At 48.4% G+C, this 608-nt stretch carries 1 protein-coding gene; it reads left to right on the forward strand.

Features of this window, described 5'->3' with window-relative positions; genetic code table 11:
• Positions 1 to 204: 204 nt before the first annotated feature.
• Positions 205 to 495, forward strand: a complete 291-nt coding sequence (locus M0413_RS22730) for a DUF3144 domain-containing protein (protein WP_249555756.1) — start codon at positions 205 to 207, stop codon at positions 493 to 495.
• Positions 496 to 608: the final 113 nt, after the last annotated feature.

Genomic DNA, 608 nt, shown 5'->3' on the forward strand with positions numbered 1-608 from the left:
CTTGCCATTCGCTAGTAGTTAACGTTTAATAACAGGATGTTATTGAACGGTGACCTTCCTACAGAGGACTTTCACCTCATTAGTTCATGCCCATGCTGGGCGTACACAAGCCGCTCAAATTCGTTCCGGCCACAAAAAGCGTGGCCTCCACCGGACTCGCTAACGCTCGCCGTTTAGCGGGGCGTTATGCATTAAGGATATAACGTGCAGGAATTCGATGATGAGTTTTATGAACGTGCCGATGCACACATTCATTTATCGAACGATCAGATAAGTGAAAAGGCAACACGCGGAAAAGTTAGTGCTTCAAACATGTACGCGACAGCTCGATTCAATGCATGGGTTAGTGCATGTGGCTGGAGCAATGGACAAGAGATGGCTGCATCGAAACAGGCAACAGTAGAATACTTTGTTGCCGAATATCGGAAAATGCTCGAAGCAAACCTAGATGATTACAGCGAAAACTTCGATTCATACATGCGGCCGGGCAAATAATGCATAATCGGGTAGCCGGAGGTATTTAGCCTCCAGCCCCCACACCACCCTGCATGCGGCTCCGCACAGGGCGGTTCATTTAGAACGCCTAACCTGTTTTCTGGTTCGGATAG

This window comes from Shewanella sp. 8A (assembly GCF_023475945.1).
In the GTDB taxonomy this organism is placed as follows: Bacteria; Pseudomonadota; Gammaproteobacteria; order Enterobacterales; family Shewanellaceae; genus Shewanella; species Shewanella xiamenensis.